At 71.2% G+C, this 26,830-nt stretch carries 28 protein-coding genes; 5 read left to right on the forward strand and 23 right to left on the reverse strand.

Translation table 11 applies throughout. The annotated features are described in order from the left end of the window. Positions 1-4 precede the first annotated feature (4 nt). The 13 genes from metK to pyrR all read right to left on the reverse strand — a co-directional run bounded on the left by metK (position 5) and on the right by pyrR (position 14,475). Positions 5-1,195, reverse strand: a complete 1,191-nt coding sequence (gene metK / locus DMB66_RS23500) for a methionine adenosyltransferase (protein ID WP_125806286.1) — start codon at positions 1,193-1,195, stop codon at positions 5-7. Positions 1,196-1,269: 74 nt separating this feature from the next. After that, positions 1,270-2,493 (reverse strand): bifunctional phosphopantothenoylcysteine decarboxylase/phosphopantothenate--cysteine ligase CoaBC, encoded by a 1,224-nt coding sequence (coaBC, locus tag DMB66_RS23505; protein WP_125806287.1) that lies wholly within the window; start codon positions 2,491-2,493, stop codon positions 1,270-1,272. A 69-nt stretch (positions 2,494-2,562) separates the two neighbouring features. Further along, complete coding sequence (gene rpoZ / locus DMB66_RS23510) at positions 2,563-2,826, reverse strand: DNA-directed RNA polymerase subunit omega (protein ID WP_015623990.1); 264 nt, start codon at positions 2,824-2,826, stop codon at positions 2,563-2,565. Between the two features lie 24 nt (positions 2,827-2,850). Beyond that, positions 2,851-3,450 (reverse strand): guanylate kinase, encoded by a 600-nt coding sequence (gmk, locus tag DMB66_RS23515; RefSeq protein ID WP_125806288.1) that lies wholly within the window; start codon positions 3,448-3,450, stop codon positions 2,851-2,853. Between the two features lie 32 nt (positions 3,451-3,482). Beyond that, the gene (gene mihF / locus DMB66_RS23520) at positions 3,483-3,800 is read right to left on the reverse strand and encodes an integration host factor, actinobacterial type (protein WP_125806289.1); all 318 of its coding nucleotides are present in this window, start codon (positions 3,798-3,800) and stop codon (positions 3,483-3,485) included. A gap of 183 nt (positions 3,801-3,983) precedes the next feature. Continuing rightward, entirely contained in the window at positions 3,984-4,814 is an 831-nt protein-coding gene (gene pyrF, locus DMB66_RS23525; protein ID WP_125806290.1) for an orotidine-5'-phosphate decarboxylase, read from the reverse strand. 21 nt (positions 4,815-4,835) lie between these two features. Further along, complete coding sequence (locus DMB66_RS23530) at positions 4,836-6,125, reverse strand: adenosylmethionine--8-amino-7-oxononanoate transaminase (RefSeq protein WP_125806291.1); 1,290 nt, start codon at positions 6,123-6,125, stop codon at positions 4,836-4,838. A 94-nt stretch (positions 6,126-6,219) separates the two neighbouring features. After that, positions 6,220-7,248, reverse strand: coding sequence for a quinone-dependent dihydroorotate dehydrogenase (locus DMB66_RS23535; RefSeq protein WP_125806292.1), 1,029 nt, complete (start codon positions 7,246-7,248; stop codon positions 6,220-6,222). Between the two features lie 40 nt (positions 7,249-7,288). Then, a complete protein-coding gene (gene carB, locus DMB66_RS23540; protein ID WP_125806293.1) occupies positions 7,289-10,600 on the reverse strand; it encodes a carbamoyl-phosphate synthase large subunit in 3,312 nt (1,103 codons plus the stop codon). Then, positions 10,600-11,709 carry a glutamine-hydrolyzing carbamoyl-phosphate synthase small subunit gene (carA, locus tag DMB66_RS23545; protein ID WP_125806294.1) on the reverse strand — a complete coding sequence of 370 codons (1,110 nt, stop codon included), beginning with the start codon at positions 11,707-11,709 and terminating at the stop codon, positions 10,600-10,602. The genes carB and carA overlap by 1 nt, the downstream gene beginning before the upstream one ends. After that, entirely contained in the window at positions 11,706-12,971 is a 1,266-nt protein-coding gene (locus tag DMB66_RS23550) for a dihydroorotase (RefSeq protein WP_125806295.1), read from the reverse strand. The genes carA and DMB66_RS23550 overlap by 4 nt, the downstream gene beginning before the upstream one ends. Next, positions 12,968-13,906 carry an aspartate carbamoyltransferase catalytic subunit gene (locus DMB66_RS23555; RefSeq protein ID WP_125806296.1) on the reverse strand — a complete coding sequence of 313 codons (939 nt, stop codon included), beginning with the start codon at positions 13,904-13,906 and terminating at the stop codon, positions 12,968-12,970. The genes DMB66_RS23550 and DMB66_RS23555 overlap by 4 nt, the downstream gene beginning before the upstream one ends. Next, a complete protein-coding gene (gene pyrR / locus DMB66_RS23560; protein WP_125806338.1) occupies positions 13,903-14,475 on the reverse strand; it encodes a bifunctional pyr operon transcriptional regulator/uracil phosphoribosyltransferase PyrR in 573 nt (190 codons plus the stop codon). Before pyrR ends, DMB66_RS23555 begins: the two co-directional genes overlap by 4 nt. A gap of 312 nt (positions 14,476-14,787) precedes the next feature. Here pyrR and DMB66_RS23565 point away from each other — a divergent pair, with 312 nt between their 5' ends. Next, positions 14,788-15,276, forward strand: coding sequence for a transcriptional regulator (locus DMB66_RS23565; RefSeq protein ID WP_015624001.1), 489 nt, complete (start codon positions 14,788-14,790; stop codon positions 15,274-15,276). A 98-nt stretch (positions 15,277-15,374) separates the two neighbouring features. Continuing rightward, positions 15,375-15,704 carry a DUF952 domain-containing protein gene (locus DMB66_RS23570; RefSeq protein ID WP_233624791.1) on the forward strand — a complete coding sequence of 110 codons (330 nt, stop codon included), beginning with the start codon at positions 15,375-15,377 and terminating at the stop codon, positions 15,702-15,704. A gap of 173 nt (positions 15,705-15,877) precedes the next feature. Here DMB66_RS23570 and nusB read toward each other — a convergent pair whose 3' ends face one another. From nusB to aroB, 4 genes are all read right to left on the reverse strand, one after another. Next, entirely contained in the window at positions 15,878-16,288 is a 411-nt protein-coding gene (gene nusB, locus DMB66_RS23575) for a transcription antitermination factor NusB (RefSeq protein WP_199752588.1), read from the reverse strand. A 23-nt stretch (positions 16,289-16,311) separates the two neighbouring features. Next, positions 16,312-16,869 carry an elongation factor P gene (efp, locus tag DMB66_RS23580; RefSeq protein WP_125806298.1) on the reverse strand — a complete coding sequence of 186 codons (558 nt, stop codon included), beginning with the start codon at positions 16,867-16,869 and terminating at the stop codon, positions 16,312-16,314. A 92-nt stretch (positions 16,870-16,961) separates the two neighbouring features. Continuing rightward, positions 16,962-17,408 carry a type II 3-dehydroquinate dehydratase gene (gene aroQ, locus DMB66_RS23585; RefSeq protein ID WP_125806340.1) on the reverse strand — a complete coding sequence of 149 codons (447 nt, stop codon included), beginning with the start codon at positions 17,406-17,408 and terminating at the stop codon, positions 16,962-16,964. A gap of 14 nt (positions 17,409-17,422) precedes the next feature. Then, complete coding sequence (aroB, locus tag DMB66_RS23590; protein WP_125806299.1) at positions 17,423-18,499, reverse strand: 3-dehydroquinate synthase; 1,077 nt, start codon at positions 18,497-18,499, stop codon at positions 17,423-17,425. A 70-nt stretch (positions 18,500-18,569) separates the two neighbouring features. Between aroB and DMB66_RS23595 the strand changes: the two genes are divergently transcribed. After that, positions 18,570-19,274, forward strand: a complete 705-nt coding sequence (locus DMB66_RS23595; protein WP_125806300.1) for a Clp protease N-terminal domain-containing protein — start codon at positions 18,570-18,572, stop codon at positions 19,272-19,274. A 178-nt stretch (positions 19,275-19,452) separates the two neighbouring features. Here DMB66_RS23595 and DMB66_RS23600 read toward each other — a convergent pair whose 3' ends face one another. Beyond that, a complete protein-coding gene (locus DMB66_RS23600) occupies positions 19,453-20,478 on the reverse strand; it encodes a YafY family protein (protein ID WP_125806301.1) in 1,026 nt (341 codons plus the stop codon). Positions 20,479-20,541: 63 nt separating this feature from the next. On the opposite strand from DMB66_RS23600, the gene DMB66_RS23605 reads away from it, so the two are divergent. Then, positions 20,542-21,243 carry an alpha/beta fold hydrolase gene (locus tag DMB66_RS23605; protein ID WP_125806302.1) on the forward strand — a complete coding sequence of 234 codons (702 nt, stop codon included), beginning with the start codon at positions 20,542-20,544 and terminating at the stop codon, positions 21,241-21,243. Here DMB66_RS23605 and DMB66_RS23610 read toward each other — a convergent pair. Both DMB66_RS23610 and aroC read right to left on the reverse strand, forming a co-directional pair. Further along, positions 21,214-21,726, reverse strand: coding sequence for a shikimate kinase (locus tag DMB66_RS23610; protein WP_125806303.1), 513 nt, complete (start codon positions 21,724-21,726; stop codon positions 21,214-21,216). The genes DMB66_RS23605 and DMB66_RS23610 overlap by 30 nt on opposite strands. After that, complete coding sequence (gene aroC, locus DMB66_RS23615) at positions 21,723-22,901, reverse strand: chorismate synthase (RefSeq protein WP_125806304.1); 1,179 nt, start codon at positions 22,899-22,901, stop codon at positions 21,723-21,725. Before aroC ends, DMB66_RS23610 begins: the two co-directional genes overlap by 4 nt. Before the next feature lie 94 nt (positions 22,902-22,995). Between aroC and DMB66_RS23620 the strand changes: the two genes are divergently transcribed. Next, positions 22,996-24,219 carry a multidrug effflux MFS transporter gene (locus DMB66_RS23620; RefSeq protein ID WP_370319041.1) on the forward strand — a complete coding sequence of 408 codons (1,224 nt, stop codon included), beginning with the start codon at positions 22,996-22,998 and terminating at the stop codon, positions 24,217-24,219. Between the two features lie 49 nt (positions 24,220-24,268). Here the strand turns inward: DMB66_RS23620 and DMB66_RS23625 are convergent, their stop codons facing one another. From DMB66_RS23625 to ruvX, 3 genes are all read right to left on the reverse strand, one after another. Then, positions 24,269-25,108 carry a shikimate dehydrogenase gene (locus DMB66_RS23625; RefSeq protein WP_125806305.1) on the reverse strand — a complete coding sequence of 280 codons (840 nt, stop codon included), beginning with the start codon at positions 25,106-25,108 and terminating at the stop codon, positions 24,269-24,271. A 68-nt stretch (positions 25,109-25,176) separates the two neighbouring features. Beyond that, a complete protein-coding gene (gene mltG, locus DMB66_RS23630; protein ID WP_125806306.1) occupies positions 25,177-26,370 on the reverse strand; it encodes an endolytic transglycosylase MltG in 1,194 nt (397 codons plus the stop codon). Further along, positions 26,367-26,828: a Holliday junction resolvase RuvX gene (gene ruvX, locus DMB66_RS23635; protein WP_125806307.1), complete on the reverse strand. Its 462-nt coding sequence runs from the start codon at positions 26,826-26,828 to the stop codon at positions 26,367-26,369. Before ruvX ends, mltG begins: the two co-directional genes overlap by 4 nt. Between the last annotated feature and the right edge of the window lie 2 nt (positions 26,829-26,830).

The raw sequence follows: 26,830 nt of genomic DNA on the forward strand, positions 1-26,830 counted from the left end.
AAGCTCAGGCCGCGGCGGACTTCAGGTCCTGGGCGCGGTCCGTGTTCTCCCACAGCAGTTCCGGCAGCTCGCGGCCGAAGTGGCCGTACGCGGCGGTCTGCTGGTAGATCGGGCGCAGCAGGTCCAGGTCGCGGATGATCGCGGCCGGGCGCAGGTCGAAGACGGCGTTGATGGCCTTCTCGATCCGCTCCACCGGCACGTTCTCGGTGCCGAAGGTCTCCACGAACAGGCTCACCGGGTGCGCCTTGCCGATCGCGTACGCGACCTGGGTCTCGCAGCGCTCCGCCAGGCCGGCGGCGACGACGTTCTTCGCCACCCAGCGCATCGCGTATGCCGCCGAGCGGTCCACCTTCGACGGGTCCTTGCCCGAGAACGCGCCACCGCCGTGCCGGGCGTAGCCGCCGTACGTGTCAACGATGATCTTGCGGCCGGTCAGGCCGGCGTCGCCCATCGGGCCGCCGATCTCGAAGCGGCCGGTCGGGTTGACCAGCAGGCGGTAGTTGTCGACGTCGAGGTCGAGGCCCTCGAGCTCCGGGCCGATGACGTGCTCGCGCACGTCCGGGGTCAGCAGCGACTCCAGCGAGATGTCCGCCGCGTGCTGCGAGGACACTACGACGGTGTTCAGCCGCACCGGGCGCAGGCCGTCGTATTCGATGGTGACCTGGGTCTTGCCGTCCGGGCGCAGGTACGGGATCGTGCCGTCCTTGCGGGCCGTGGACAGCCGCCGGGCCAGGCGGTGCGCCAGCGCGATCGGCAGCGGCATGAGCTCCGGGGTCTCGGAGCAGGCGAAGCCGAACATCATGCCCTGGTCGCCGGCGCCCTGGGCGTCGAGCACGTGCTCGGAGTTGCCCTCGCGCAGCTCGACCGCGCTGTCCACACCCTGCGCGATGTCGGGCGACTGCGAGCCGATCGAGACGCTCACGCCGCAGGACGCGCCGTCGAAGCCCTTCTTGGACGAGTCGTAGCCGATGCCCAGGATCGTCTCGCGGACGATGGCCGGGATATCCGCGTACGCCTGCGTGGTCACCTCGCCGGCGACGTGCACCTGGCCGGTCGTGATCAGCGTTTCCACCGCGACGCGGCTGCGGGGATCCTGCGTGAGCAGGGCGTCGAGAATACCGTCGCTGATCTGGTCAGCGATCTTGTCCGGGTGGCCTTCCGTGACCGACTCGGAGGTGAACAGGCGGCGTGCCACGGTGCTCCTCAGATTTGTCGAAGTTTCGTTCCGCGGCAGTGTAGTCACCGCCGCAGGCAGACTCTGGCCCGGCCTCAGGCCGTCCCAACGCCACCGACCTGCGGATCGAGGCGGGCTACCGCCTGATCCCATATCGCATCGGCCACATCGTCTTTGGGAAGTTCGCCGAGGGCGACACTACTGCCGTCGGCGCCGAGAATGGTGACCGTGTTGCTGTCGGCACCGAAGACCAGGTCGACGCCCACCTCGTTGACGACGATCAGGTCCGCGCGTTTGCGCACCAGTTTGCCGCGGGCGTTCTCCAGCGCGTCATGGGTCTCCGCGGCGAAGGCGACGAGCAGTTGGCCAGGGCGTTTGGCGGCGCCCAACTCGGCGGCGATGTCCGGATTGGTGACCAGTTCGAGCGTGGGCGGCGTACCCCCGTCGCTCTTCTTGATCTTCTGGCCGGCGATCGTGGCCGGCCGGAAGTCGGCCGGCGCGGCCGCCATCACGACCACGTCGGCGTCCGCCGCGGCCTCGACCGTCGCCTTGCGCAGCTCCTCGGTGGTGCCGACCCGGACCACGTCGGCGCCCGCCGGATCGGCCAGAGTGACGTTCGCCGCGATGAGGGTGACGCGCGCCCCACGGGCGACCGCCGCGCGGGCCAGGGCGTAGCCCTGCTTGCCGGAGGAACGATTGCCGAGGAACCGCACCGGGTCCAACGGCTCCCGGGTGCCGCCTGCGGTGACGACCACCCGGCGGCCGGTCAGGTCGGTCTCCGCGGAGGCGCCGCGGCGCAGCACGCGCAGCGCGGCGGCGAAGATCTGCGCCGGATCCGGCAACCGACCCTTGCCGGTATCGGCGCCTGTGAGCCTGCCCACAGCCGGCTCGATGACGACCGCGCCGCGGGCCCGCAGCGTCGCGACGTTCGCCTGGGTGGCCGCGTTTTCCCACATCTCGGTGTGCATCGCAGGCGCGTAGACGACCGGGCACGTCGCGGTGAGCAGCGTGTTGGTCAGCAGGTCGTCGGCGATGCCGTGCGCTGCCTTGGCGAGCATGTCGGCGGTCGCGGGCGCGACCACGACGAGCTGGGCCTGCCGGCCGATGCGCACGTGCGGCACCTCGTGCACGTCATCCCACACCTCGGTGGTCACCGGCCGGCCGGACAGCGCCGCCCAGGTCGGCGCGCCGACGAACCGCAGCGCGGACGCGGTGGGCACGACGCGGACGCCGTGACCCGACTCGGTGAACAGCCGCAGCAGCTCACAGGCTTTGTACGCGGCGATCCCGCCGCACACGCCGAGCACGATCTCGGGCATGGGCACACCCCCGTCAACGAAAAACCCGCGCCCGCGGTCAGCGGGCGCGGGTGCACGGCGAAACAGCGGTCAGGGGTTGTCGGTCGCCTCGGCGGTCAGCAGACCGGCGTTGATCTCACGCATCGCGATCGAGAGCGGCTTCTCCTGCGGAGTGGTCTCGACCAGCGGTCCGACGTACTCGAGGAGGCCCTCACCGAGCTGGCTGTAGTAGGCGTTGACCTGGCGGGCGCGCTTGGCCGCGAAGATCACCAGCGAATACTTCGACGAGGTCTTGTCGAGCAGCTCGTCGATCGGCGGGTTGGTGATGCCTTCGGGGTTGGCGATGGTTCCCACAGTGATGTACTTCCTTAATTCCTGCTAGACACCGGGTGGCTGAGCGGGAGTCAGAAACGACGAACCGAGCAATCCTACCAGCTCGTCTGCGGCCCGCTCGACGAAGTCGTTGACCACGGTGCGGTCGAACTCCTTCTCGGCGGCCAGCTCCTCGTCGGCGTGCGCCAGCCGGCGCTTGATGGTCTCCTCGTCGTCGGTGCCGCGCCCGATCAGCCGGCGCTTGAGCTCCTCGACGCTGGGCGGCGCCAGGAAGACGAGCTGCGCGTCGGACATCGTGGCCCGCACCTGGCGGGCGCCCTGCAGGTCGATCTTCAGCAGCACCGGCCGGCCCTGGGCGAGCCAGCCCTCGACCTGAGCCCGGGGCGTGCCGTAGAGGTTGCCCGCGAACTCCGCCCACTCGAGCAGCTGATCGCCCTCGACGAGGCGTTGGAACTCCGAACGGGTGACGAAGTGGTAATGCTCACCGTCGGTCTCGTAGTCGCGCTTCTTGCGGGTTGTCACCGACACCGACAGCTTGATCCATGGCGAGCGCGCCCGGATCAGCTCGATCACGCTGTCTTTGCCCACCCCCGAGGGGCCGGACAGGACGGTGAGTCGGGCTGCCGGGCGCGCGTCGTCATCCATGCTCACGGCTCATTCCTACACGAGCCGATGAGTCAGTTCGCAGCGAACTCCCCCAGGAGGGCCTTACGCTGCTGCTCGCCGAGGCCACGAAGACGGCGACTGTCGGCGATCTTGAGCTTCTCCATGATCTGGGTAGCCCGGATCTTGCCAATGCCCGGCAGCGCCTGGAGCACGGCCGAGACCTTCAGCTTGCCGACGACATCGTCGCCTTCCGCCCGGTCGAGCACGGCGGCGAGGGTGGTCTTGCCAGACTTGAGCTGATCCTTCAGCTCGGCCCGGGCCTTGCGAATCTCCGCGGCCTTCTCCAGCGCGGCTTTACGCTGCTCGGGGCTTAGTTGCGGGAGCGGCACCAGTTCTCCTCAGGTCCCTATCGCGCCGGTAGTTCAATACCGGCACTCTGTGAAACGTGGTGTGCCAGGGAACCAAAGGGGCATGTGGTTCCCGGCGCCGGGAAAACTAGCGGTCAACGGCGGTTTCGGCAACGTGGGGGTACCCCCCACCCGGACCGGAGCAGGCCTGGTAAGCAGGCCGTTTCACCCGATCACGGCACGACAGGCGGCCGCCGCGCGGTCCGCCGCGGCCTGCAGCGAAGCCCCATCGGGGCCCGCGCCGAGGACCTCGCGTGAGTACGAAGGCAGCACGTTCCGCAGGCTCTCGCCGAAGATCTTGCGTAGGTCTGAGGGGCTTCCGCCCTGTGCTCCGAGGCCCGGAGCGAGCAGCGGGCCGTTCACTTTCGACAGGTCGTGACCGGTCTCGCCGATGGTCGCGCCGACCACCAGCCCGACGCTGCCGAGCGGCTCCGCACCCACGTTGACCTGCGAAATCTCGTCGATCACGGTTTGCGCGACGGTTCGGCCGCCGGCGCCGACGGCGTGCTGGACGCTCGCGCCCTCGGGGTTCGAGGTCAGCGCGAGAACGAAAACGCCGCCGCCATATTCGGCCGCCGCGTCGAATGCGGGGCGCAAAGAGCCGACGCCGAGATAGGGACTCACAGTAATCGCGTCAGCACAGAGCGCACTGTCCGGATTCAGGTAAGCGCTTGCGTAGGCCGCCATCGTCGAGCCGATATCGCCGCGCTTCACGTCGAGTAAGACCAGCGCACCGGCCTCGCGTGACTGTCGGATAGTTGACTCAAGAACGGCGATGCCACGTGACCCAAATCTCTCGAAGAAAGCCGACTGCGGCTTCAGCACGGCGACCCGATCGGCCAGTGCTTCGACGACCGTAAAGGCGAAGCGTTCCAGGCCGGCGACGTCGTCGGAGAGACCCCACTTGGCGAGCAGAGCGGCGTGCGGATCGATGCCGACGCACAGCGGCCCCCGCTGTCCGGTGGCGCGGTGCAGGCGGCTTCCGAAGGACTCCATAGGGACGTTCTCACTTCCGTGTCAGGTGGCGGACACCGCCGCGGCGATTCCTCGGGTAATGCGGGCGATGTCGGCGTCGTCGGCGACGTACGGCGGCATCGTGTAGATCAGGTCCCGGAACGGCCGCAGCCAGACGCCGGACGCCACCGCGGCGGCGGTCGCCTTGGCCACGTCGACGTCGTGATCGAGCTGCACGACGCCGATCGCGCCCAGGACCCGGACGTCAGCGACCCCGGCAGCACCCCGCAGCGGCTCCAGGCCGGCCTGGAGGCCGTCTCCGATACGCCGGACCTGCCCCCGCCAGTCCTGGGCCCGCAGCAGGCCGATGGAGGCGTTCGCGACGGCGCACGCGAGCGGGTTGCCCATGAAGGTCGGCCCGTGCGCCAGCCCGCCGGCGCTGCCGGCGGAGACCGCGTGCGCCACCGCGGCGGTGCAGAGGGTGGCGGCCAGGGTCAGATATCCCCCGGTCAGGGCCTTGCCCAGGCACATGATGTCGGGGGTCACCCCGGCGTGGTGGGCGGCGAAGAGCTCACCGGTACGGCCGAAGCCCGTCGCGATCTCGTCGAAGATCAGCAGGACGCCGTGTGCGGCGGTGGCCTCGCGCAGCACCCGCAGATACTCCGGATGGTGGAAGCGCATGCCGCCGGCGCCCTGCACGACCGGCTCGACGATGACGGCGGCGAGCTCGTCGGCGTGCCGGGCGACCAGCTCGGTCAGCTCGGCGGCGTACGCCTCGTCGTAGCCGGCCGGTGGCGGGCCGGCGAAGACCTGGGCGGGCAGCACGCCGCCCCAGAGCTGGTGCATCCCGCCGACCGGGTCGCAGACGCTCATCGGATGGAACGTGTCGCCGTGGTAGCCGCCGCGCCAAGTGGCGAGCCGGCGGCGGCCGGGGCGGCCCCGGGCGAGCTGGGCCTGCAGGGCCATCTTGATGGCGACCTCGACCCCCACGGAGCCGGAGTCGCAGAGGAAGACGTGCTCAAGCCCCTCCGGGGTCAGCTCGACCAGGGTGGTGGCCAGCTCGACGGCGGGCGCGTGGGTGAGCCCGCCGAACATGACGTGGCTCATCCGGCCGGCCTGGTCGGCCAGCGCCGCGTCCAGCGCGGGGTGCCGGTAGCCGTGGATGGCGGCCCACCAGGACGACATGCCGTCGATCAGCTCACGCCCGTCGGCCAGGCGCAGGCGGACGCCCTCGGCGCTCTCGACGACGTAGGGCTCGTTGCGCCCGGGCATCGGCCCGTAGGGGTGCCAGACATGCGCCCGGTCCAGCGCCAGCAGCTCGGCCTCGCCCCGGCCGCCGGGCCCGCCGGTCAAGACCGGCCCCGCGGACCGCCCGGGGCCGCCCCCGGAACAAGATCATCGACGGCGGCGGAGCCCACGACCGAACCGGCCGCCGGGCGGCCCCGGGTCACGGCCGGGCCTTCTCCCCAAGCTTCGCGTAGGCGTGTGCCGCGGCCTTGACCAGGGCCGGGCCGCGGTAGATGAAGCCGGTGTAGAGCTGGACCAGCGCCGCGCCCGCGTCGAACATGCGGGTCGCGTCGTCCGGCTCGAGAATGCCGCCCACGCCGATGATCGGCAGCCGGCCGCCCGTCTCCTGGTGGACGAAGTGGACGATCTTGCGGGCCCGCTCGGTCAGCGGCCGTCCCGACAGGCCGCCCGCCTCATCCGCCCGGGGCTGGTCGGCCGCCGCCAGGCCGTCGCGCGACAGGGTGGTGTTGGTCGCGATCACGCCCGCCGCGCCGTGGGCCAGGCACACCTCGAGCAACTCCGCGATGGCCGGCTCGGTCAGGTCCGGGGCGATCTTCACCAGCACCGGCTTGGCGCCCACCAGGGCACCGAGCAGCGCGCCCAGCGCCGACTTGTCCTGCAGCGTGCGCAGCCCGGGGGTGTTCGGTGACGACACGTTGACGGCGATGTAGTCCGCGTACGGATGCAGCAGGTTGTAGGACGTCAGGTAGTCGTCCACCGCCTCCTCCAGCGGGGTCACCTTGGACTTGCCCAGCGAGACGCCCAGCGGCACGTCCAGCGGCCCCAGCGCGGCCAGGCGCGCGGCGAGGGCCGCCGCGCCGGCGTTGTTGAAGCCCATCCGGTTGATCACGGCCTCGCTGTCCCGCAGCCGGAACAGCCGGGGCTTGTCGTTGCCCGGCTGCGGCTTCGCGGTGACCGTGCCGACCTCGACGAAGCCGAAGCCCAGCGCGGGCCAGGCCGGCAGGGCCACGCCGTTCTTGTCCATGCCGGCCGCCAGCCCCACCGGGTTTGCGAACCGCACGCCGAAGGCCTCCACCGGGGCTCGCACCGCATAACGGCTGCTCAACAGCGCCCGCGAACGGGCGCCGAGCGACGCCAGCCGGCCCAGCGTGAACTCGTGGGCCTTCTCCGCGTCGCCGCCGCCCAGCCGGAACAGGACCGGCCGGACGGCGTTCGTGAACAAGCTCACGCCGTCACCTCCGCCGGCGCTCGGGTGACGGCAAGCTCGCTCACTCGCTCTCCCGCAGCATCGCGTGCAGCTCCTGCAGCGGGCGGACGGTCATGTCGCCGCGCATCAGGGCCTCGATGCCCATCACCGCCGCCGCCGCGCCCGGCACGGTGGTGATGCTCGGGATGTCGTGCGTGACGGCGGCGCTGCGGATCTCGTAGCCGTCCGAGCGGGCGCTGGCGCCCGAGCCCTGCGGGGTGTTGATGATCAGGGCGATCTCGCCGGCCTGGATCAGCGCCACCGCGTTCTGGCCCGGGCTCTCGAAGTGCTTGGGCACGATCTCGCATTCGATGCCGTGCCGGCGCAGCACCTCGCCGGTGCCGGCCGTGGTGACGATCGTGAAGCCCAGGTCGGCGAGCCGCTTGACCGGGAAGATCATCGAGCGCTTGTCCCGGTTGGCCACCGAGACGAAGATCTTGCCGCTGGTCGGCAGCGAGCCGTACGCCGCGGCCTGCGACTTGGCGAACGCCGGGCCGAAGGCGGGGTCGATGCCCATGACCTCGCCGGTCGACTTCATCTCCGGGCCGAGCAGGCTGTCCACGCCCTTGCCGGACGGGGTGCGGAAGCGCTTGAACGGCAGCACCGCCTCCTTGACCGCGATCGGCGCGTTCGCCGGGGTCTCGCCACCGTCGCGGCTGCGGAAGAGGATGCCCTCCTCGCGCAGCTCCTTGATGGTGGCGCCGAGCATGATCCGGGCGGCGGCCTTGGCCAGCGGCACCGCCGTCGCCTTGGAGACGAACGGGACCGTCCGGGAGGCGCGCGGGTTGGCCTCCAGCACGTAGAGCGTGTCGTCCTTCAGCGCGTACTGGACGTTGAGCAGGCCCCGGACGCCGACCCCGCGGGCGATCGCCTCGGTGTAGCGGCGCACCTCGACCAGGTGCGAACCGGCCAGGGTGACCGGCGGCAGCGAGCAGGACGAGTCGCCGGAGTGGATGCCGGCCTCCTCGATGTGCTCCATGACGCCGCCCAGGTAGACCTCGCCGGTGGCGTCGCAGAGCGCGTCGACGTCGATCTCGATCGCGTCGTCCAGGAAGCGGTCGACCAGCACCGGGTGGTCCGGCGAGATCTCGGTGGCCCGGGCGATGTAGTCGGCCAGGGTCGGCTCGTCGTACACGATCTCCATGCCGCGGCCGCCGAGCACGTACGACGGCCGGACCAGGACCGGGTAGCCGATCTCGTCGGCGATGGCCTTGGCCTCGTCGAAGCTGGTCGCCGTGCCGTGGTCGGGCGAGCGCAGGCCGGCCCGGGCCAGCACCTGGCCGAACGCGCCGCGGTCCTCGGCCAGGTCGATCGACTCGGGCGAGGTGCCGACGATCGGCACGCCCGCGGCCTTGAGCCGCTTGGCCAGCCCGAGCGGGGTCTGGCCGCCGAGCTGGACGATCACCCCGACCACGCCGGGCCCGCCGGCGGCCTTGCCGGAGGTGTCCTCGGCGTGGAACACCTCGAGGACGTCCTCGAAGGTCAGCGGCTCGAAGTAGAGCCGGTCCGCGGTGTCGTAGTCGGTGGAGACGGTCTCCGGGTTGCAGTTGACCATGACGGTCTCGAAGTCGACCTCGCGCAGGGCCATGACCGCGTGCACGCACGAGTAGTCGAACTCGATGCCCTGCCCGATCCTGTTCGGCCCGGAGCCCAGGATCAGCACCTTGGGCTTGTCCGAGGGCGCGACCTCGGTCTCCTCGTCGTACGTGGAGTAGTGGTACGGCGTGTCCGCGGCGAACTCGGCGGCGCAGGTGTCGACGGTCTTGTAGACCGGTCGCACCCCGAGCCGGTGCCGCAGCGAGCGGACGCCGTCCTCGCCGGCGAACTCGGGTCGCAGCGCCGCGAGCTGCCGGTCCGAGAAGCCCGCGCGCTTCGCCCGGCGCAGCAGCGCCTCGTCGAGCACCGGGGCGGCCTCGACGACCCCACGCAGCTCGATCAGGGCCGCGATCTCGTCGAGGAACCACGGGTCGATCCCGCCGCTGGCCTCGTGCACCTGCTCGACCGTCGCCCCCAGGCGCAACGCGCGCTCGACCGTGTAGAGCCGCCCGTCGTGAGGGATGCGCAAGGCCGCCAGAGTGGAGTCGAGATCCGCGTCATCCGCGAGGGTCCAGAAGCCCGCGGCCTTGGTCTCCATCGAGCGCATCGCCTTGTTCAGCGCCTCGGCGAAGTTGCGGCCCAGGCTCATCGCCTCGCCCACGGACTTCATCGTGGTGGTCAGCTCCGGGTCCGCGCCGGGGAACTTCTCGAACGCGAACCGCGGGATCTTCACCACCACGTAGTCCAGCGCCGGCTCGAACGCGGCCGGCGTCTTGAGCGTGATGTCGTTGGGGATCTCGTCCAGGGTGTAGCCGATGGCCAGCTTCGCGGCGATCTTGGCGATCGGGAAGCCGGTGGCCTTCGACGCCAGCGCGCTGGAGCGGGACACCCGCGGGTTCATCTCGATGACGACCAGCCGGCCGTCGGCCGGGTTGATCGCGAACTGGATGTTGCAGCCGCCGGTGTCGACGCCGACCTCGCGCAGCACGGCGATGCCCAGGTCGCGGAGCTTCTGGTATTCACGGTCGGTCAGGGTCATGGCGGGCGCGACGGTGACGCTGTCGCCGGTGTGCACGCCCATCGGGTCGACGTTCTCGATCGAGCAGATCACCACGACGTTGTCGTGCTTGTCGCGCATGAGCTCGAGCTCGTATTCCTTCCAGCCGAGCACGCTCTCCTCGATCAGCACCTCGTGCACCGGCGAGGCCGCGAGGCCGCCGCCGGCGAGGCGGTCCAGGTCCTCGTTGTTGTGCGCCATGCCGGAGCCGAGGCCGCCCATGGTGAACGACGGCCGGATGACCACCGGCAGGCCCAGGTCGGCGACCGCCGCGTGCACCTCGTCCATCGAGTGGCAGACCCGGGAACGCGGCGTCTCGCCACCGGCCTTGGCCACGATGTCCTTGAAGAGCTGGCGGTCCTCGCCCTTGCGGATCGCGTCGATGTTCGCGCCGATCAGCTCGACGCCGTACTTGGCCAGGACGCCGTTCTCGTGCAGGGCGACCGCGGTGTTCAGCGCGGTCTGCCCGCCCAGGGTCGGCAGGATCGCGTCGGGGCGCTCCCTGGCGATGACCAGCTCGACGAACTCCGGGGTGATCGGCTCGATGTAGGTGGCGTCGGCGAACTCCGGGTCGGTCATGATCGTGGCCGGGTTGGAGTTGACCAGCGAGACGCGCAGCCCTTCGGCGCGCAGCACCCGGCACGCCTGGGTGCCGGAGTAGTCGAACTCGCAGGCCTGGCCGATGACGATCGGGCCCGAACCGATCACCATCACGTGCTGCAGATCAGTGCGCTTCGGCATCAGGCATCCACCTTTTCCACAAGCTCCACGAAGCGATCGAACAGGTAGTCCGCGTCGTGCGGGCCGGCTGCGGCCTCGGGGTGGTACTGGACCGTGAACGCGGGCACTTCCAGGGCCCGCAGCCCTTCGACCACGTTGTCGTTGAGGCAGACGTGCGAGACCTCGACGCCGCCGAACTCGGTGTCGATGACCTTGTCCAGCGGAGCGTCGACCGCGAAGCCGTGGTTGTGCGAGGTGACCTCGACCTTGCCCGTGGTCTTGTCGAACACCGGCTGGTTGATGCCGCGGTGGCCGTACCCGAGCTTGTAGGTGCCGAAGCCGAGCGCCCGGCCCAGGATCTGGCTGCCGAAGCAGATGCCGAACAGCGGCAGCCGGCGGCGCAGCACCTCCCGCGCCAAGGCGACCGGGACGTCGGCGGTCGCCGGGTCGCCGGGCCCGGGCGAGAGGAAGACCGCGTCGGGGCTGACCGCGAGCAGGTCGTCGATGGTGGACGAGGCCGGGAAGATGTGCGTGGTCACGCCGCGCTCGGCCAGGCGCCGGGAGACGTTGCGCTTGATGCCCAGATCCAGCGCGGCGACCGTGTAACGGTGCTGGCCGATCGCGTCGACCGTGTATCGCGCCGCCGTGGTGACCTCGGCGGAGAGGTCGGCGCCGAGCATCTGCGGCTGGGCACGGACGCGCTCGAGCAGGGCCGCCGGATCGAGGTCGACCGACGAGATCCCCACCCGCATGGCGCCGAGGGAGCGCAGGTGGCGGGTCAGCGCGCGGGTGTCGATGCCGCTGATGCCGACCACGCCCTCGGCGGCGAGCCGCTCGCCGAGGTCGCCGGTCGAGCGCCAGTTGGACGGCCGGCGGGCCGGGTCGCGGACCACGTAGCCGGCGACCCAGATCCGGTCGGACTCGTCGTCCTCGGCGTTGACGCCGGTGTTGCCGATCTGCGGCGCGGTCTGCACGACGACCTGCCGGTGATACGACGGGTCGGTCAGCGTCTCCTGGTAGCCGGTCATGCCGGTGGTGAAGACCGCCTCGCCGAAGGTCTCCCCCTCGGCCCCGTACGAATTGCCACGAAATGTGCGCCCGTCTTCGAGCACGAGAACTGCTGGTTTCACTTGACGGCCTTCCCGTCCAGGACTGTCGGCTCTCCCCGGAGGAAGGTCGCGACGATGCGACCCGGCAGGGTGGTGCCCGCGTACGGTGTGTTGCGGCTGCGGCTCGCCAGCTCGGCCGGGTCGACGACCCGGCGGGCGGACGGGTCCACGAGCGTCAGGTTGGCAGGCGTCCCGGCCGTCAGGTCGGTGCCGTGCCCGGCGAGCCCGGCGATGCGGGCCGGGGCGCGGGACATCCGCTCGGCGATGAGCTCCCACTGCTCACCGAGCACGGAGAGGACGACCGGCAGCGCGGTCTCCAGGCCCACCATGCCCGGGCGGGCGTACGCCCACTCGCACTCCTTGTCCTCCACGGCGTGCGGTGCGTGGTCGGTGGCGACGATGTCGATCACGCCGTCGATCAGCGCCTGGCGCAGCGCCTCGACGTCCTTGGCGGTCCGCAACGGCGGATTCACCTTGAACACCGGGTCGTAGCTGGCGGCGAGCTCGTCCGTCAGGAGCAGGTGATGCGGCGTGACCTCGGCGGTCACCCGTACCCCCCGGGCCTTGGCCTGGCGCAGCACCTCGACGGACCCGGCGGTGGAGACGTGGCAGACGTGCAGGCGGCTGCCGACGTGCTCCGCCAGGAGCACGTCGCGGGCGATGATCGCCTCCTCGGCGACCGCGGGCCAGCCGGTCAGGCCGAGCCGGGTGGAGACGGTGCCCTCGTGCATCTGGGCGCCCTCGGTGAGCCGCGGCTCCTCGGCGTGCTGGGCGATGATGCCGTCGAACGCCTTGACGTATTCGAGGGCCCGGCGCATCAGGCGCGGGTCGGCGACGCAGTGGCCGTCGTCGGAGAAGATCCGCACGTTGGCCGCCGAGCTGGCCATCGCGCCCAGCTCGGCGAGCTGCTTGCCGGCCAGCCCGACGGTGACCGCGCCGATCGGCTGCACGTCGACCAGGCCGGCCTCGCGGCCGAGGCGCCAGACCTGCTCGACCACGCCGGCGGTGTCCGCGACGGGCGACGTGTTGGCCATCGCGAAGACCGCCGTGTAACCGCCGAGGGCCGCGGCGCGCGAGCCGGTCTCGACCGTCTCGGCGTCTTCCCGGCCCGGCTCGCGCAGGTGGGTGTGCAGATCGACCAGGCCGGGCAGGGCGACCAGGCCCTCGGCGTCGATCACCTCGGCGCCCTCGGCGGAACCGGTGGCGATCACCCCGTCCCTGATCAGCAGGTCGGCCGGTGCGGCGCCGAGCAGGGAGACGCCTTTGACGAGGTACGCGGTCACGCTTTTCCTCCGAGCAGCAGGTAAAGGACGGCCATCCGCGCGCTGACGCCGTTGGCGACCTGTTCGACGATCGTGGAGCGGGACGAGTCGGCCACCTCGGGCGCGATCTCCATGCCCCGGTTCATCGGCCCGGGGTGCATGACGATCGCGTGCTCCGGCAGCTTTCTCATCCGCGGCACGTCGAGTCCGTAGCGGCGGGAGTATTCCCGGGCGGAGGGGAAGTAGGAATCCTGCATCCGCTCGGTCTGCACCCGCAGCATCATCACGACGTCCGCGTCGGGAAGGACGCTATCGAGGTCGTATGACACTTCCAGCCGTGGCTTCTCCACGGCCGGGGTGAGCGCCGCAGCGATGTCCACCGGGACCAGTGTCGGCGGCCCGACCAGGGTGACCCGCGCGCCCAGCGTGGAGAGCAGCAGGACGTTGGAGCGGGCGACCCGGCTGTGCAGCACGTCACCCACGATGACCACGTTGAGGCCCGCGATCTTCCCGAGCCGGGAGCGCATCGTGTATGCGTCCAGCAGCGCCTGGGTCGGGTGCTCGTGGGTGCCGTCGCCGGCGTTGATCACCGAGCCGTCCACCCAGGACGCCAGCCGGTGCGGCGCGCCGCTGGCCGGGTGCCGGATCACGACGGCGTCGGCGCCCATCGCCTGCAGGGTCAGCGCGGTGTCCTTGAGGCTCTCACCCTTGGAGACGCTGGAGCCCTTGGCCGAAAAGTTGATCACATCGGCGGAGAGCCGCTTGGCCGCCGCCTCGAACGAGATCCGGGTCCGGGTGGAGTCCTCGTAGAAGAGGTTGACCACCGTCCGCCCGCGCAGCGTCGGCAGCTTCTTGACCTCGCGGCCGGCCAGCGCGGCCATCTCGCCCGCGGTGTCCAGGATCAGGGTGGCGGTCTCGGCGTCCAGGTCGGCCGCCGAGCGCAGGTGCTTGATCATCGGGGAACCTCCGAGCCGGAGAGCCGTACCTCGTCGACGCCGTCGTCGGTCTCGGCGAGCGACACGCGCACGCTCTCGGACAGCGCGGTGGGGATGTTCTTGCCGACGTAGTCGGCGCGGATGGGCAGCTCCCGGTGGCCGCGGTCGACCAGCACGGCGAGCTGCACGGAGCTGGGCCGGCCGACGTCGCCGAGCGCGTCGAGAGCGGCCCGCACCGTGCGGCCGGAGAAGAGCACGTCGTCGACGAGGATCACCCGGCGCCCGTCGATGCCGTCGCCCGGGATCTCGGTCTTGCCGAGCGCGCGGGTGGCGTGCAACCGCAGATCGTCGCGGTAGAGGGTGATGTCGAGCGCGCCGACCGGCACGTCTATGCCTTCGAAGGCGTGGATGCGGGCGGCCAGCCGGCGGGCCAGCGGGACACCGCGGGTCGGGATGCCGAGCAGAACTGTGCCGGTGGCCCCGGAGGTCTTCTCAAGAATCTGATGCGCGATCCGGTCGACGACCCGGTGCAGATCAGCTGAGGAAAGAACGGTCTTACCTTGCGAGGTCTTTCCTTGCGCATTACCGATGTGGGTGTCGCTTACTGACGCCACAGCGGACCCCCTTCCCCGCCTCACGGGACGGGTCGTTAAAGGATGTCGGTCAGGGGCCCGAGTGCGGACTTCCTGATGGCTGACGCTACGTTACCAGTGAGCGCGGCGATGACCATGGTGACGTGGCTGACCCGCGGACCAGACGGACGAATGCGGGCAACTCTCTCGCCGGCTCGGTGACTCATCGGTATCCGACACTTGACCAGAGGTTGCAAACTCCGTACCGTCACGCAGCGTAGCGATCCGAGGAAGAACCCTCCGGGCCAGCACAGTACTGGGAGTGTCCGAATGCCGTCTGAGTACGCCAAGTCGTTGGGCGCCCGCCTGCGCTCCATCCGCCAGCAGCAGGGCCTGTCTCTGCAGGGCGTGGAAGAGAAGTCGAACGGCCGCTGGAAGGCCGTCGTGGTGGGCTCGTACGAGCGCGGCGATCGCGCCGTCACCGTTTCGCGCCTCGCCGAACTGGCCGACTTCTACCGCGTCCCCGTCTCGGAACTGCTGCCCGACGGCAGCGGAGTCCGCCTCGAGGCAACCAACAAGATCGTGCTGGACCTGGAGAAGCTGTACGACGCCGCCGGTGAGGACCTGGCGTACGTCGCACGGTACGCCCGGGCCATCCAGCAGCAGCGCGGTGACTACAACGGACGCGTGTTGTCGATCCGTGCCGACGACCTGCGCGCGCTCGCCATCGTGTACGACATCTCGCCGTCCGGCCTCATCGAGCGCCTGACCGAGCAGGGTGTGCTGGTCGCCGACCCGCGGGCGTTCTTCGCCTCCTGATCGCCACCGCCGAAAGAGGGGTCCCGCCTGCGCGGGTCCCCTCTTCGCGTCTGTCCCCGAAGCTGGCGGAAACGGCGACCGCCTGGCATTTTGGGACGGTGTTGATCTACAAGATCCTGCTTCCTTCCGAGTGGTCCGCGTTCCAGGCCGCGGGCCGGTTCGACGGCTCGCCGTTCGACCACAGCAGCGGCTACGTCCACTGCTCATCCCGCGAGCAGGTGGGCGCCACGGCGGCCCGGTTCTTCGCGGACGAGCCGGCCCTGATCATCGTGGCCCTGGACGCGGAGGTGCTCGGCGACCACGTTCGCTGGGAGGAGACCCCGGAGCACGGCTCCTTCCCGCACGTCTACGCGGCGCTGCCGATCGACGCCGTCGTCGCGGCACACCACGCCGCCGGCGCGGCCACGGTCGACGAAACGCTGGGCTGATCGTCCGGGGGTTGCTCTGCGTCAACCTGGTGGCGGGGACGGGCGGCCGGGTCACAGACGGTGTCGAAGGTCCAGAATTTCCAAATGGTGTAAGCCGGGCACGGGACCGGACAAGACCGACCACGGAAACGACGAACGGCCCGGACAAAAGCCCGGGCCGTTCGTGACAAGCCTCACCGACTAGCGAATTCCGCGATTCTTCCCAAAATACCGTTCAGGAACCTCGGGCTATCATCCGTGGACATCTGCTTGGCCAGCTCAACCGCCTCGGAGATCGCCACCGGGTCGTCGATCTCGCCCACGTAGAGCAGCTCGAAGACCGCGATCCGCGCCAGATTGCGATCGATGACCGGCATGCGGTCGATGGTCCAGCCCTCGGCGTAGCTGGCGATCAGCTCGTCGATCCGGTCGAGATTCTTCGCCACGCCCTCGATCAGGCTGACCGTGTAATCCAGGTGGTCGGGGCGCGGCTTGGCGATCCTGTCGAGGTAGGTCGCGAGGACCTGCACCGGCGGCAGATCGCGCATGTCCGCCTCGTAGAGGACGTCCAGCGCCCTTTTGCGCGCCTTGCGGCGCGCCGGCATCTGGGTTTTGGGGCCTTCGGCCATCAGCTACGGCCGAGGTAACGGCCGTCGCGGGTGTCGACCTTGATCTTCTCGCCGGTGGTGATGAAGAGCGGCACGTTGACCGTCGCGCCGGTCTCGACCGTGGCCGGCTTGGTGCCGCCGGTGGAGCGGTCGCCCTGCAGGCCGGGCTCCGTATACGTCACCTCGAGGAAGACGCTGGTCGCCAGCTCGATGTAGAGCGGCACGCCCTCATGGGTCGCCACCGTGGCCTCGGCCTCGGGGAGCAGGTAGTTCGCGTTGTCGCCGACCGTGGGGCCGGGCACGGTGATCTGCTCGAAGTTGTCCAGGTCCATGAAGACGAAGTCCTCACCGTCCTGGTAGAGGTATTGCATCGTGCGCTTGTCCACGGTCGCGGTCTCGACCCTGGTGCCGGCGTTGAACGTCTTGTCCACGACCTTGCCGGAGAGGACGTTCTTGAGCGTGGTGCGCACGAACGCCCCGCCCTTGCCCGGCTTGACGTGCTGGAACTCGACGACGGCCCACAGGGCGCCTTCGAGGTTGAGCACCAGGCCGTTCTTCAGGTCGTTGGTGGAAGCCATGTCCTGCCTTGGTGTTGAAAGCGTGATGGTCTGGAAAGCGTGAAGGTGACCGAGAGAGTTTACCGGCGTAAGCCCTGAACAGGCGAATCGGGTCAGCGCCGCCCCGCGAGATGCCGCAGCGCGAGGCGATAGCCGTCGACGCCGAGGCCCGCGATGACGCCGGTGGCCACCGCCGAGACCACCGAGTGGTGCCGGAACTGCTCGCGGGCGTGGATGTTGCTGATGTGCACCTCGACCAGCGGGGCTCGCAGCATCGCGCAGGCGTCGCGGACCGCGTACGAGTAGTGCGACCAGGCGCCCGGGTTGAGCACGACCGGGGCCTGCTCGTCGGCGGCGGCGTGCAGCCAGCCCAGCATCTCGTGCTCGGCGTCGGTCTGCCGCACCTCGACGTCGAGGCCGAGCGCCTTGCCCTCGGTCACGCACAAGTCGACCAGGTCGGCATAGGTCGTGACCCCGTAGACGTCGACCTGGCGGGTGCCGAGCCGGCCCAGGTTCGGGCCGTTCAGGACGTAGATCTTCCCGTCCGACCGCCCCGCCACCGCCGCTGAGGGATTCACTCGGACACCGCCTCGTACGCCTGGCGCAGCGTCTCCTCCGAGGGCCCGGTCAGGATGCCGGGCCGGGCGAGGCCGTCGAGCACGACGAAGCGCAGCGTGTCGGCGCGCGCCTTCTTGTCGACACGCATGGCGGCGAGCAGCTCCGGCCAGGCGGCGCGCGGGTAGGAGGTCGGCAGCCCCAGCAGCGAGATGACCGAGCGGTGCCGGGCGGCGGTGCCGGGGTCCAGCCGGCCGGACAGCCGGGACAACTCGCCCGCGTAGACGACGCCGACGGCGACCGCGTGGCCGTGCTTCCAGCCGTACCGTTCGTTCTTCTCGATCGCGTGGGCCAGGGTGTGCCCGTAGTTGAGGATCTCCCGCAGGCCGGACTCGCGCAGGTCGTTGCCGACGACGTGGGCCTTGACCCGGATCGCCCGCTCGACCAGCTCGCGCAGCACGGCGCCGCGGGGGTCGGTAGCCGCCGCCGGGTCACCCTCGATCAGGTCGAGGATCACCGGGTCCGCGATGAAGCCGCACTTGGCCACCTCGGCGAGGCCGGCGACCAGGTCGTCGGCCGGGAGCGTGTCGAGCACGTCGAGGTCGCAGAGCACCCCGGCCGGCGGGTGGAACGCGCCGACCAGATTCTTGCCCGCCGCCGTGTTCACCCCAGTCTTGCCGCCGACGGCGGCGTCGACCATGCCGAGCAGCGAGGTGGAGACCGGCACCCAGCGCACGCCGCGCAGCCAGCTGGCCGCCACGAAGCCGGCCAGGTCGGTGACCGCTCCCCCGCCGAGGCCGACGACCACGTCGGTGCGGGTGAAGCCGGCCGCGCCGAGCTCGTCCCAGCAGCGCGCGGCCACCTCGATCGACTTGCCGGCCTCGGCGTCGGGCACCTCGATCGGCAGCGGCCGGATGCCCGCCGCGGACAGCGCGTCGGCCACGGCCGACGCCCGCTCCTTCAGCGGCGGGGCATAGAGCACGGCGGCGCGCACGGCGCCGCCGACCAACTCGGGCAGGGCGGCGAGCAGACCACGGCCGACGAGTACGTCGTAGGGCCGGTCACCGGGCACAGGGATTCGCGTCACGTCGTCCATCAGCCACGATCCTAGTGCTCCGAAAATGGGGTTATAGATTCCTAACCCCATTGCGGGTTACATCTGAGGCATGCCGAAAATCAACGTGTACCTCCCCGACGACCTGGCCGAAGCCGTCCGCGACTCCGGGCTGCCGGTGTCCGCCATCTGTCAGCGCGCCCTGGAGGACGCGGTCCGGCGGATCACCGCGATCCGGCAGACCGCCCTGGGCGAGCTCGACGCCGACCAGCTCGCCGCCCGGCTGCCCTCGTTCACCAGCCGGGCCGTCACCGTCATCGCCTTGGCGATCAACGCCGCCCGGGACGCCGGCGCCCCCAACGTCGGCACCGGCCACCTGCTGCGGGCCATGATCACCGAGGGCGAGAACCTGGCGCTGCGGGTGCTGCGGGCGCTGGAGATCGAGCCGGCCGCGCTGAGCTGGGCGGAGAAGGACGAGCCGGGCGGCGGGCCGGGCCTGCGGTACAGCACGCCCGCCGCGAGCGCCCTGGAGCTGCTCACCGCCGAGGCGACCACGCTGGGACACAACTATGTGGGCTGCGAGCACCTGCTCATCGGCCTCGCGGCCGAGCCCGACGGCATCGCCGGGCGGGCGCTGCGCGAGGCGGGCGCCGACGCCAAGTCGGTGCGCCGCACGGTCTCCGCCGCCCTCGGCGGCTACGCCCACCTGCGGGCGACGAAGCCGCCGGCCGGGCCGGAGGAGCTGACTGCGGTGGTACGCCAGGAGCTCCGTCCCCTGGTCCAGCGGATCGAGGCCATCGAGGCGCGGCTGGCCTGAGGATCGAGGCTCGGCCTAGCCCGTGTTTCGTAAGGGGGCCGGGCTGCGCCGGGCCCAGGCGCCGCCTGGCCGCACGCCGGGACCGCCCAGATACAACACCGGTATCCGGACGATCCCGTCGCACACCCAGCCGACCCCTGGACTCCGCCTCGCCGTCGACCCCCTTACGAAACACGGGCTAGCGGGCGGCGTACCGGACGAGCTGCGCGGCGTGCTCGGCGAGCGCGGTCCGCAACTCGTCCGGCCGGACCACCGTGAACGGCCAGCCCAGGCCGGCGAGCATCTGCGCCATGCCGGGCAGGCTCTGTGCCCGACAGCTCAGCCGGACCCCGTCCGCGACCTCGGTGATGTCCGCCACGGCGGCGGGCACCCGGCGGCGCACCTGGGCGACGTCGGCCTCGATCAGCACCTCGACCTCCCACTTCCAGGGCAGCCCGGCCCATTGCCGGGTGACGTGCGCGACGGCGTCGAAGTTCGGCGGCGCCTCGAAGTCCTCGCCGGTCGGCGCGGCGGCGACGATCCGGTCCAGGCGGAACGACCGGATCTCGTCGCTGCGCTGGTCGTGGGCCACGAGATACCACCGCCCGCTGTGGAAGACGAGCCCGTAGGGATCGACCTGCCGCCGGCTGACCCGCATCGGCGGCTCCCGGCCCGGGCCGGTGTCCGGCGGCTGGTCGGCGTCCGGGCGGCGCTGCGGGGCACGGTAGGTGATGGCGAGACGCTGCTGCGAGCGGGTGGCCGTGCCCAGGGTGAGCAGCAGGTCGGCGGTGGCGGGGGCACCCGTACGGGGTGCGTCCGGCTCGCGGCGGCGCGCGGTCAGGCCCAGGCTGGCGCGCAGGGCCGCCAGGCGGTCGGCCAGGGCGGCGGGGAGGACCCGGGTGATCTTCGCTTCGGCGGCGGCGCCGGCCGGGGCGTCCGTCGCCAGTCCGAGGCTGTCGGCGGCGACCAGGCCCAGCACCACCGCCACGGCCTCGTCGTCGGTGAGCATCAGCGGCGGGAGCTTGAAGCCGGGCAGCAGCCGGTAGCCGCCGTACCGGCCGCGCTCGGCCGTCACCGGGATGCCCAGTTCGGCGAGCGTGCCCGCGTACCTTCGGACCGTGCGCTCGTCGACCGCGAGCCGCGCGGCGAGGTCGCCGCCCGTGATCCGGCGGTGGGCCTGAAGCAACTCCAGCATGGCCAGGACGCGCGAGGCGGGGTGTGGCATGCCGGAGATTCTCCACCCGATACCGGACCGGAATCGTCCGGTATCGCTTCTAGCGTGGTGGGCATGACGACATACGTTCTGGTTTCCGGCATGTGGCTCGGCGGATGGGCCTGGCACGACGTGACAGCCGCGCTGCGCGGCGCCGGGCACGAGGTCTTCCCGCTCACCCTGACCGGCGTCGCCGACCGCGCCCACCTGCTGGGTCCGGGCGTGGATCTGGACACCCACACCGAGGACATCGTCCGGCTGGTCGAGACCGAGGACCTGCGGGAGGTGGTGCTGGTCGGGCACAGCTACGGCGGGATGCCGGTGAGCGCGGCGGCACTGCGACTGCGGGACCGGATCGCCCGGGTGATCTATGTGGACAGCGGTCCGCTGCCGGTCGGCACGACCCAGCAGTCGATGTCCGGGGAGCCGGCCGGCGAGGGTGACGCGGTGCCGCCGCGCGACTGGGATCCCGGCGCGGACCCGGTGCTGCTGGCCGGGCTGGACGAGGCGGCGCTGACGCTGCTGCGTACGCGCGGCACGCCGCACCCGCGCGCCTCGGTGACGCAGCCGCTCGGCGCCCGGGCCACCTCGGCCGAGCTGCCGACCACGCTGGTGTCCTGCACCTTCGCGCCGGAGCAGATCAAGGAGCTGAGGGCCGCGGACCACCCGTTCTTCTCGGGTCTCACCGAGGCCGAGATGGTGTCGCTGCCCACCGGCCACTGGCCGATGCTGAGCGAGCCGGCCGCGCTAGCCGCGATCCTTGAGCAGCGCGGCTAGCTCGGCGGCGATCTCCTCGGGCGCGCGGGCGTCGGTGGCGATCGTGTGGGTGGCCACCTCGGCATAGAGCGGGCGGCGCTGCTCCATCAGGTATTTCAGGGTCGCCCGCGGGTTCACGGTGAGCAGCGGGCGGCCCGCGCCGAGCCCGACCCGCTTGACCGCGTCGGACAGCTCGACGGACAGGAACACCACGGTGTGCGCCCGCAGCGCCTCACGGGTGCCGTCGTGCAGGATCGAGCCGCCGCCGAGGGCGAGCACGCCGGTGAACGAGCCGAGCGCCTCGGCGATCGTCGAGCGCTCCAGGGCCCGGAAGGCGTCCTCGCCGTCGTCGAAGAAGATCTCCGGGATCGGCTTGCCGGCCCGCTGCTCGATCAGGTGATCGGTGTCGGCGAAACCGACGCCGAGCAGCGCGGCCAGAGCCTGCCCGACCGTCGTCTTGCCCGCGCCGGGCGGGCCGACGATCACCGCGGCCGGAGCCGTCACCGGATCAGCAGACTGTCGAGATAGCCGGCGAGGTTGCGGCGGATCTCGGCCACCGAGTCGCCGCCGAACTTCTCCGTCGCGGCCTCGGCCAGCACCAGCGCGACCATCGCCTCGGCGACCACCGCGCCGGCCGGCACCGCGCACACGTCCGAGCGCTGGTTGATCGCCGTGGTCGCCTCGCCGGTCAGCACGTCGACGGTCTGCAGGGCCCGGTTCAGCGAGGAGATCGGCTTCAGCGCCGCGCGGACCCGCAGGTTCTCGCCGTTGGTGATGCCGCCCTCCAGGCCGCCGGCCCGGTCGGTGATCCGGCGTACGCCGTCCGCGGTCGGGATGATCTCGTCGTGCGCGACCGAGCCGCGCGAGCGAGCCTGGGTGAACCCGTCACCGATCTCGACGCCCTTGACCGACTGGATCGACATCAGCGCGGTGGCCAGCCGGGCGTCGAGCTTGCGGTCCCACTGCACATGCGAGCCCAGCCCCGGCGGCACGGCCCAGGCCAGCACCTCGACGATGCCGCCCAGGGTGTCCGCGTCCTTCTTCGCCGCGTCGACCTCGGCCACCATCCGGGCGCTCGCCTCGGGGTCGAGGCAGCGCAGCGGGTCGGCGTCGATCCGGTCGGCGTCGGCCGGCGCGGGGATCAGGCCCGCCTTCGCGGCGACCGAGCCCAGCTCGATGACGTGCGAGACGATGTCGATGCCCAGCGCCTGCTTGATCAGCGCCTTGGCGACCACGCCGACGGCGACGCGGGCGGCGGTCTCCCGCGCGCTGGCGCGCTCCAGGATCGGCCGGGCGTCGGTGTGCCCGTATTTCTGCATGCCGGCCAGGTCGGCGTGGCCGGGCCGCGGGCGGGTCAGCGGCGCGTTGCGGGCCTGCGCCGCCAGCTCGTCCGGGTCCACCGGGTCGGCGGCCATCACGGTGCGCCACTTGGGCCACTCGGAGTTGCCGATCCGGATGGCGACCGGGCTGCCCAGCGTCAGGCCGTGCCGCACGCCGCCGATGATCTCGATCTCGTCCTGCTCGAACGCCATCCGCGCGCCCCTGCCGTAGCCGAGGCGGCGACGCGCGAGATCGCGGCCGATATCCTCGCTCGTCACCCGCACGCCGGCGGGGACCCCTTCGAGAAGGGCGACGAGCGCCGGGCCATGGGATTCACCTGCGGTAAGCCAACGCAACACGGGTGACAGTCTGGCACGCGAGCGTCGCGGCCCGCTTCGCCGGGCGCCGCCGTCCCGCCTTGCGGACCGCCGGAAACGTCGGAGCTATGGTCCGGTGGTGTCCTCGCAGCCCACCGCGCCGCCCGCCCAGCCCGTTCCGCACGCCCACGGACGGCTGCTCGTGGTCATGCTCGGGCTCATCACGGCGATCGGCCCGCTGTCGCTGGACATGTACCTGCCCGCGTTCCCGGCCCTGTCGGCCGAGCTCGGGGTACCCGACGCGCAGGTGCAGCTCTCGCTGACCACGTGCCTGATCGGGCTGGCGGCGGGGCAACTGGTCTGCGGCCCGCTCAGCGACCGCTGGGGGCGGCGCCGGCCGCTGATCATCGGCGTCGGCGCGTACGCGGTCTTCTCCTTCCTTTGCGCGCTCGCCCCGAACGCCCCGGTCCTGGCCGGGGTCCGCCTGATGGAGGGCATCGCGGGCGGCGTCGGCGTCGTGGTCGCCCGGGCCATCGTGCGCGACCTGTATTCCGGGGTCGCCGCCGCGAAGTACTTCTCCCGGCTCGTCCTGGTCTTCGGGGTGGCACCGATCGCCGCGCCGAGCCTGGGCAGCGCGGTGCTGAAGGTGACGTCGTGGCACGGCATCTTCGTCGCGCTCGGCATCATCGCCACCCTGCTCCTCGCCCTGATCGTCTGGCGCATGCCGGAGACGCTGCCGCCGGGCCGGCGCAGCCCGGGCGGGCTGGCCGACACCGCCCGCACGGCCCGCACCCTGTTCACGGACCGGATCTTCCTGGGGTACGCGCTCGCGCAGGCGTTCGCGTTCGCCGCCCTGTTCAGCTACATCTCGGGTTCGTCCTTCGTGCTGCAGGACGGCTACGGCATCTCCCCCACGACGTTCAGCCTGCTGTTCGGCCTGAACGCGTGCGGGCTGATCGTGCTGAGCCAGGCGAACGGCAGGCTGCTGGACCGGTTCGCACCCCGCGGGCTGTTGCTCGGCACCCTGACGGCGCAGGCCTCGGCGGGCGGCGTCATCCTGGCGGCGGCCCTGCTGGGCAGCCTGCCCGCGCTGATCGCCGGCCTGTTCGCGCTGGTCAGCACGATCGGCATGGTCACACCGAACGCGACCGCGCTGGCCCTGGACCGGCACCCCGAACGCGCCGGGACGGCGGCGGCACTGCTGGGCGGCTTCCAGGCGGTGACCGCGGCCCTGGCGGCGCCGCTGGTCGGCTTCGGCGACTCGGGCCGGGGCGGCCCGATGGCGCTCGCCATCGTCAGCTTCGCCCTGGTGGCATTGCTGTCGGTGCTGGCCCTGACCCGATCCCGCGCCACGGCCTGAGGCGCCGGATCATGCCCTCGCGAGCACCGGCCGGTGCCCTGGCGAGCGGTCAGCGGACGCCGGCCGCCGCGGTCAGGGCCGCCCGCATCGCCGCCTCGGGAGCCGGAACCACGCCGGTGAAGTGCTCGAACTGGCCCAGGGCCTGAGCCAGCAGCAGGTCCAGTCCGGACACCACCGGGATCCCGTTGCCGGCCGCGGCGGCGGCCAGCGGCGTGGGCCACGGGTCGTAGATCGCGTCGAACAGGACCGAGCCGGGGCGCCAGCGCACCGCGGCCGCCAGCTCGTCGGCCGCGCCCTTGGGCACGGTCGAGATCACCGCGTCGGCGTCGAACGCCGCGGGCGCGTCCGCCCAGTCCACGCCGGTGATCGTCAGGCCCAGCGCGGCCGCCGCGGGCGCCAGCTCCGCCCGGGCCTGCGGGCGGCGGGTCACCACGGTCACCTCGGCGGCGCCCAGCTGGGCGGCGGCGGCCAGGGCGGCCCGGGCCGTGCCCCCGCCGCCGAGCACCGTGACGGCCGGGCCGGCTGCCAGTCCCGCGTCGCTGAGCACCCGGACCATGCCCGGGACGTCGGTGTTGTCGGCGAACCAGGTGCCGTCGGGACGGCGTACCAGGGTGTTGGCCGCGCCGATCGCGGTCGCGACCGGCGACGCCGCCGCGGCCAGGGTGAGTGCCACCTCTTTGAGCGGCATGGTCAGCGACAGGCCGGCCCACTCCGGCCCGAGGCCGGCCACCAGGCCCGGCAACTCGGCCTCGGCACATTCGATCGCGGTGTACGACCAGGTCAGCAACCCGGCGGCGGCGAAGCCCGCGGTATGGATGACCGGCGACAGCGAGTGACCGATGGGCTTGCCGCAGACGGCGGCCCGCCGGCCGCGCTCAGTGGATCGCACAGGCACAGATTAGGCGATGGCCGGCCCGCCGAGCCGAGGCCCAGCGCGACCGGCCAACCGGCCGTGGGTCAGAGGACCCCGTTCTTCTTCGCGGTCTCGATGTTCTTCAGGTGCTGCGTGTAGCTCTGGGTGAACGCGGAGTGACCCTGCTTGTCGATGGCCACGAAGTACAGCCAGTTGCCCTTCGGGGGCACGAGCGCGCCCTGCATGGCGGCCTTGCCGGGGTTGTTGATCGGCGTCGGCGTCATCCCGTCCTTGCCGTGCAGGCGGTACGGGTTCTTCGGGTCCGTCAGTTCCTTGTCGGTCATCTTCGCCGACGACTTCGTCGCCTTGCCGGTGAGCTGGTAGTAGTAGTTGATCCCGACGTCGAACTCCAGGCACTTGCAGTGGAAGTCTTTGCCGTAGAGCCGGTTGTAGGCGACCCGGGAGACCTTGCCGAGGTCGGCGGCGTTACCCGCCTCGGCCTGCGACAGCGACGCCACGGTCAACACCTCGTACGGGCTGATGTTGAGCTGGCCCTCCGCCTGCTTCACGAAGTTGATCTCCGTGGCGACGGTCATGAAGTGCTGGATCATGAGCTGGAGATATTCGGTAGCCGTGCCCTTCGGGGGGAACTCGTAGGTGTCCGGGAAGAGGAAGCCCTCGACCGACTTGGTCACCTTCTGCCCGTCGGTGCGGTTGAACCAGAAGTCGGGGATGCCCAGGGCGACCGGATCCTTGGCCGCCGCCTTGAACTCCGCCACCGGCACGCCGGTCGCCTTCGCCAGGATGTCGTACACCTGATTGGCGGTCTTGCCCTCGGGGATCGTGACGCCGTTGGTGATCCGGGACTTCGGATCGAGCATCAGGGTCACGGCCTGCGCGGCAGCCATCTGCTTGCGCATGTTGTAGGTGCCGGACTGGATGTTCTTGCCCTTGGGGTTCGCGCCCGCCGCGTCGGTGAAGGCCGCTGTGCTCTTCACCACATCGGCGTCGACCAGGGCGTTGCCGATCTCGGTCAGCGACGAGTCCTTGGCGATCTTGACCTGCACCGGATCGGTGCCGGCGCCGTCGTAGTCGGCCGCCGTGAAGAAGCCCTTGATCTTCGAATAGCCCAGGTATCCGCCGACGCCGAGCACGCCCAGCAGGAGAAACACCATGATGAAGGCGACCGCGGACTTGGCGCCCTTGCCCTCACCCTTCGCGCCGCGAGAACCCCGCCGGTGCCGGGGTCTGCCCTTTTCGGCCTGCTCGTCGAACGCCAGGTCCAGCTCGTCGATCATCTCGTCTGCCTCCGCTGCGCGTCCAGCCAGCTCTGCAGGATCTCCACCGCGGCCGCCTGGTCGACGACCGCCCGTTGCCGTTTACCCCGCACGCCACGTTCGGCCAGCCTACGAGTTGCGACCACGGTCGACATCCTCTCGTCCGCCAGGACGACCGGCACGAGCCCGGCTGCTCGTTCCAGGCGACCAGAGTACGCACGAATGTCGATGGCGGCAGCCCCCTCTTCGCCGTTGAGGCGCACGGGGAGGCCCACTACGATCTGCGCCACCTCGTGCTCCCCCACGAGGCGGACGAGCTCAGCTATGTCACTGGGGACGGCGTCGGGCGCCGCACCCATGTCACGGGCGAGGGTGACCAGGGGGGTGGCCAAGATCCCGTCAGGGTCACTGAGTGCGACCCCGACCCGGACCTTACCCACATCCACGCCCAACCGCCTACCCCGCGGCAACGGGAACATTT

The sequence above is a fragment of the Actinoplanes sp. ATCC 53533 genome, assembly GCF_003947245.1.

Excerpts from the sequence above, each read along its gene's own strand:
- gmk (WP_125806288.1), bottom strand. The coding sequence starts at position 3,450 with ATGGATGACGACGCGCGCCCGGCAGCCCGACTCACCGTCCTGTCCGGC.
- mltG (WP_125806306.1), bottom strand. The coding sequence starts at position 26,370 with ATGATCGACGAGCTGGACCTGGCGTTCGACGAGCAGGCCGAAAAGGGC.
- carB (WP_125806293.1), bottom strand. The coding sequence starts at position 10,600 with ATGCCGAAGCGCACTGATCTGCAGCACGTGATGGTGATCGGTTCGGGC.
- DMB66_RS23600 (WP_125806301.1), bottom strand. The coding sequence starts at position 20,478 with ATGCCACACCCCGCCTCGCGCGTCCTGGCCATGCTGGAGTTGCTTCAG.
- nusB (WP_199752588.1), bottom strand. The coding sequence starts at position 16,288 with ATGCCGGCGCGCCGCAAGGCGCGCAAAAGGGCGCTGGACGTCCTCTAC.
- DMB66_RS23565 (WP_015624001.1), top strand. The coding sequence starts at position 14,788 with ATGCCGTCTGAGTACGCCAAGTCGTTGGGCGCCCGCCTGCGCTCCATC.
- aroB (WP_125806299.1), bottom strand. The coding sequence starts at position 18,499 with ATGGACGACGTGACGCGAATCCCTGTGCCCGGTGACCGGCCCTACGAC.
- DMB66_RS23605 (WP_125806302.1), top strand. The coding sequence starts at position 20,542 with ATGACGACATACGTTCTGGTTTCCGGCATGTGGCTCGGCGGATGGGCC.
- efp (WP_125806298.1), bottom strand. The coding sequence starts at position 16,869 with ATGGCTTCCACCAACGACCTGAAGAACGGCCTGGTGCTCAACCTCGAA.
- ruvX (WP_125806307.1), bottom strand. The coding sequence starts at position 26,828 with ATGTTCCCGTTGCCGCGGGGTAGGCGGTTGGGCGTGGATGTGGGTAAG.
- DMB66_RS23555 (WP_125806296.1), bottom strand. The coding sequence starts at position 13,906 with ATGATCAAGCACCTGCGCTCGGCGGCCGACCTGGACGCCGAGACCGCC.
- pyrF (WP_125806290.1), bottom strand. The coding sequence starts at position 4,814 with ATGGAGTCCTTCGGAAGCCGCCTGCACCGCGCCACCGGACAGCGGGGG.
- coaBC (WP_125806287.1), bottom strand. The coding sequence starts at position 2,493 with ATGCCCGAGATCGTGCTCGGCGTGTGCGGCGGGATCGCCGCGTACAAA.
- DMB66_RS23595 (WP_125806300.1), top strand. The coding sequence starts at position 18,570 with ATGCCGAAAATCAACGTGTACCTCCCCGACGACCTGGCCGAAGCCGTC.